This window comes from Geobacillus sp. CCR, assembly GCF_052906625.1.
This window is the reverse complement of the sequence record NZ_JBREBQ010000072.1, coordinates 1-4,887: the sequence shown is the minus strand read 5'-3', so window position 1 is coordinate 4,887 and position 4,887 is coordinate 1. Positions and strand designations below refer to the sequence as shown.

Below are 4,887 nucleotides of genomic sequence, written 5' to 3'. Positions count from 1 at the left end.
CCCCGCCGCGGTCGACCTCAAACCCGATGTAGGAATCATACGCTCGTTGAATCGCGTGTTTTCCGATAAACAGCAGCGACGCCCAGTCGCGGGCATGAACAGTTTTGGACAGATCGATGAACAGCTCAGTCGTCATCGGGCCGGTCAGGATCCATACAAGCAACATAGCGAAAAAACTGACCTTTTTCGTTTCCAACAGCAGCGCGATGATGACGCCGTACAGAACGGTGAGCACGAGCGGTCCAAACTGGTAGACGGCGAGAAACCGAAGCAGCGACCAATACAGATCCGAAGGCTCCACCCCAACGAAGAGATACACGAGTGAAAAAACGCCGTAGCTCATCATCAGCATGATCCCTTGGCACAGCGCATGAACCGCCAGCAAGGCGCTCATTTTCTCCAGCAAAATCCGGTAGCCGTCGGCGAACCATGACGAAACGCCGTAACGAAGCTCGTTGGAGTAGAGAAAGTAGAACCATACGATGTAAAAGAGCGAAACGATTTGGACAAGCATGAACACTTCAGAAGGCAAATCTCCAGAGTATTCCATGCCTGCATTCATATCGTCTGAAAAGAATAAAATGAACCTGACAAGCAGCAAAACAAAAAATAGGATGCTGGCGCCAACGTATAACTTGCTTTTCAACAATCGTTTCCAATAAAAAACAAACAGCCATTTCCACCTCATCACCGATCAACCGCTTTCTTTCTGAGAAGTTGACAAATGAAAAATGCGGTCAGGGATCTCCGCATTCTTTTTTAGGCGTATCCCTGACTTCCTCATCATCCGGATTCGGCATCGTTATTTGACCGTAATGGTCACGTATCCTCTTGAACCAACCGTTTGGCCAACAATTTGGCCATAATACTTATCGTCTTTGGTTTGTGGAAAACTGCGCGTTTCTTCTTGACCAGGATTGAGCCAGTTGGTGGAGGCGACGACGCTGTCGGGCCACCAATTGATCAATTTGTAAGCATAGCCTTTCGTTTGGATGGTAAGCCGTTATTTGCCGCCAAACGTCAATGATCCCCTATCTGCTTTTATTGAGGTTTCCGATCTCCTTTGCTGATCCAGACAATGGTGATGAATGCTGCTAGAAAGATGGACAGCGTTAACATGATGAATTTGTTGATGAGCATCGGTTCCCAAACCGGCGGCTCGAACAAAAAGATATGCGGCCAGGGCATGAACGTTCCTAATGTGGCCACTTCAAGCACCGTATAAATAAAAATGACTGTCAGTGCGATATTGGTGTTTTTTGTAAGAACAAGGGAGGCAGTGCTGAAAAATAGGTAAAAGAACGTCAATAGAATGAAATGAATGAGATTCAAAAAAGACAAAGAAGAAACTCCATATTTCCACATGAATGCCCCGCTTAGCACGACAACCCCAAACAAATGGATGAAAGAATAACGTACAATATCGATCCAAACCCATTGCCTATAGTAAGGGACAAGCGTCTCTTGCGCTCCGTCTTCATACAGTTCGCCGAACCGATAGATGAGGCACCAGCCGGAAAACGGGATGAACAGCCCTTGGATGATAATCACATTGTCGTAAATACTTGGCGATTTGCGGGGAACAAGCAAAATAAGCAACAGAGATAGGATGAACATCGCTGGTGGGATAAAAAAGGCTCCGCCCATTGTCTTGCGGTCAAACACGAATGCGGTTCGCATCCATTCGATGTAAGCTTTCATCTTGGTTCCCCTCTCCTGACAACAGCCAAATATCCGTCGATCAATCGCGGCGCCACCCGTCTCCCCCCTGTTCCCCCGTTTTTGGAAAATACTCGCGCGTGAATGCCATCCTCTTCTTCGAGAAGCTGCACCACTTCTCGCGTTGCGATCAAGTCATCCAATTCTTCGGGGTGTATGCAATATTCCCATACGCAGCCTTTTGCGCGGGACTTCAGCTCAGACGGCGTGCCTTCAAACAACACTTGCCCTTGTTTTAAAACCCCAATTTTGGTGCACAAAAACTCAATGTCTTCCACAATGTGCGAAGAAATGACAATCGTATGCTCGGAACCAAGCTGTTTGAGCAGATGGCGAAAGCGGATTCGCTCTTCAATATCCAAGCCGGCCGTCGGCTCGTCAAACAGCAAGATGGACGGCTTTCGCGTCAATAAATGAGCAATTCCCACCCGTCGCCGCATTCCCCCGGACAGCTCGGACATCTTTTTCGTCTCATGGCCGTTCAAGTTCACTTTTTGAATTGCTTCGGCAACGGCCGCGTGCCGTTCGCCTTTGTCCATCATTCCTTGCAATAAAGCGAGATGGTCAAGCGCTTCTTCGACCGTAATGTTTGGATAAACCATGAAATCTTGCGGCAAATAACCGATCCGTTCATGAGCTTTCACATATTTTCCTTTGGTGCAGCTTCGTTCGTCGATCGCCACCTGCCCTTCATCCATGGGTGTCAAGCCGGCCAATATTTTCATCAATGTCGTCTTGCCGGCTCCGTTCGGTCCGACTAACCCGTAAATCCCCTCTATGCAGAGCGATACGTTCGATAAAATGAGTTGTTTTTTGATTCGTTTCGTGACGCTGGATACATGGATCATGTCTGTCCCTCCTGAACCATGAGGATAAGTTGTATCGCTTTCTCCCAGCTGCCATCTGCTCCTTCTCTCATTTGTTTGTACCATAAAGCCAAAAATATTTGTTTTTTCTCATCGGATAAGCGTTCATACTCCCCAGACAGCTGCCTCAGCACTTGCTGTGTTTTCCCGTCAGGAGAGTCGACTGACAAAGTCAAATCAAACGTCAAATCTCCTCCGGAATAGGGAAGGGCTAATTGTTGTTGGAACCATCTTGCCAGCAACGCTTGAAACACTTCTTTTTGCATCGATGAATGTACTCCCCTCCAAAGAAGTCCTTCTGTTATGATTTCCGGCAAATACATCAATGTTCCTTCTTGGGAGCGAAGGGAATATGGCGTATCAATTTGAAGAAGCAAATGATCGCTGCTATATACGCTCCGTTGTTCACCATGGGGAGCGAGCAACACGATGTTCGTCGGCAACTTTGCCTCTTTTAAATCGAACATCTGCACGATGTCATGGTGGATGCGCCGTACATGACGTTCGAAAACCGGCCAATCCCGCTCAAGATTCGGCCAATCGGCGGGGTGCACGATCTGCCACGGCCCGATTTTTTCCTTCACAAACATTCCCGCTACGGCTGTAATGCCGCCGGACACAACTCCTTCGTACGTTCCGTCGCTTCGGCGCGGCAAATTCGTATAAAACGGCGCCGTTCCGTGAAACGACAACGTATAGCGGATCGGATGGCTCGGTTGCATCGATACAGGCACCGGACTGGAATGAACATTCACAAAGGCAAACGGCGCATGTTCGGCTTTTGTCGGCACCCAGCTGAAATCGCTCGGCAAAAACAAATAGTGCGGTGAAATCGGAATTTGCGCGGAATCGTTCATTTGATACTCAAATGTCCATTCGTCGGTCAAGCGATTGGGTGAACGTTTGACCGTGATGACATCCCCCTGTTGAATAAACGGCAGCTGTTTTCCGGTTTGATCGGTGATTCGCTTCAGAGAAAAATGATGATAAAGCACGAACGACAGCGTGTCGCCCCGAATTTGCCGCAAGGTCACTTTCACTTTCGCATGGACACCGTTTTTGGCCTCCAGCTGAATGTCGTACCGTTCAATCGAATAGTGCAATGTGCTTGGTTGGATGGTTGGATTGTGAGTTTGGTAGTAAACGTTTTCTTTAGCCAAATCAGCGTAGCTGAACACCAGTTTGTTTCCGGTGAAAAGATGCGGAAACAACCAAGCATCCCCCGCTAAAAGCAAAACGACACCTGTAATAATGGCCGCTTTCTCCTTTGTCGTGCGGGCCGTTTTCCAAAGAATGGCCCATACCGCCATCATCGACGTTAGAATCCAAAACAATAGTTTCATGTACGTCGGAAGGCTGACATTGTATCCAACGACGTCACGAAATACATCGTCCATATTCAACGGACCGATGTAGAACAAACTACGGATGTCAGAAAAGGGGATGCGATGGAAATAACGAGAAAACAATTGTGTATTCATCGGGCCGATGGCCAGCCAAATGACCATCATCCAGGCAAAGCTTAATCGATTTTTCCCAAACAATAGAGCAGTGAAAATACCAAGAAAAAAGGCAAATACGAACGGCAAGAGCCAATACACCGCAATGTACGACGCCGTTTCCGTATACAACGAAGAAAAGGGAAGACCCCATGTGCGGTAAAACTGCCATACAAGTACAACTTGCAGACCGGTGAAGAATGAAAGAAACAGCAAGTGATTCACGAACAAGGCGGCGATTTTCAACGCCGTGATGCGCAGTGAGCCGGCAAACAAAAGATTGGCGCCAAATCGGTATTCATCAGAGAACAACTTGTAAAAAAACACCATAAACAGCAGCATTGCCGCTTGGACGATTAACGTCATTTCCCCGACAAAATTTCCATAATCCGTCTTACCAAAGGAATCGTACTGGCGAATGAGAAAGCGCATCATCAGCATGATTAACAAAAATGTGTATGTTCCCATATAGAGAATGCTTTTTCCCATCTGTTTGGCGTAAAACCACGATAGGCGAGTAAACAAAGCCATAAGGGGTCACTCCATTTTCAGCATGGTCGTATCCATCAACGATAAAGGAAAGCAAGCGAATGCCGGTGTGATGGAGCCGTGTTGACATTCGCTTGCTTGTTGAATGAAGCGTGCAAACTTAATTCACGGTCACTTTTGCTTCGCCGTGAACTACCCCCACTTAATTTTCTAGCGAAAATTTGAAGTGGGGGCTTCCAAAGAAGTTTGACTGCTTCAAGCAATCCTTATTCTTTGAGGCGTGTCCACTTCGCCGCTAGAGCATAAGACACTCA

3 protein-coding genes and 1 pseudogene are annotated in these 4,887 nt (G+C 47.4%); all 4 read right to left on the bottom strand.

Going from position 1 to position 4,887, the window contains the following annotated elements; all coding sequences use genetic code 11:
• Positions 1-688, bottom strand: a pseudogene (locus ACVBDQ_RS17595) (ABC transporter permease); the annotation flags it as partial.
• A 353-nt stretch (positions 689-1,041) separates the two neighbouring features.
• Positions 1,042-1,701: a hypothetical protein gene (locus ACVBDQ_RS17590; RefSeq protein WP_033012969.1), complete on the bottom strand. Its 660-nt coding sequence runs from the start codon at positions 1,699-1,701 to the stop codon at positions 1,042-1,044.
• Positions 1,698-2,567, bottom strand: coding sequence for an ABC transporter ATP-binding protein (locus tag ACVBDQ_RS17585; RefSeq protein WP_020279884.1), 870 nt, complete (start codon positions 2,565-2,567; stop codon positions 1,698-1,700). The genes ACVBDQ_RS17590 and ACVBDQ_RS17585 overlap by 4 nt, the downstream gene beginning before the upstream one ends.
• Positions 2,564-4,615, bottom strand: coding sequence for an ABC transporter permease (locus tag ACVBDQ_RS17580; protein WP_020279883.1), 2,052 nt, complete (start codon positions 4,613-4,615; stop codon positions 2,564-2,566). The genes ACVBDQ_RS17585 and ACVBDQ_RS17580 overlap by 4 nt, the downstream gene beginning before the upstream one ends.
• Between the last annotated feature and the right edge of the window lie 272 nt (positions 4,616-4,887).

Coding starts and splice junctions, on each gene's coding strand:
- ACVBDQ_RS17580 (WP_020279883.1), bottom strand. CDS start 4,615: ATGGCTTTGTTTACTCGCCTATCGTGGTTTTACGCCAAACAGATGGGA.
- ACVBDQ_RS17585 (WP_020279884.1), bottom strand. CDS start 2,567: ATGATCCATGTATCCAGCGTCACGAAACGAATCAAAAAACAACTCATT.
- ACVBDQ_RS17590 (WP_033012969.1), bottom strand. CDS start 1,701: ATGAAAGCTTACATCGAATGGATGCGAACCGCATTCGTGTTTGACCGC.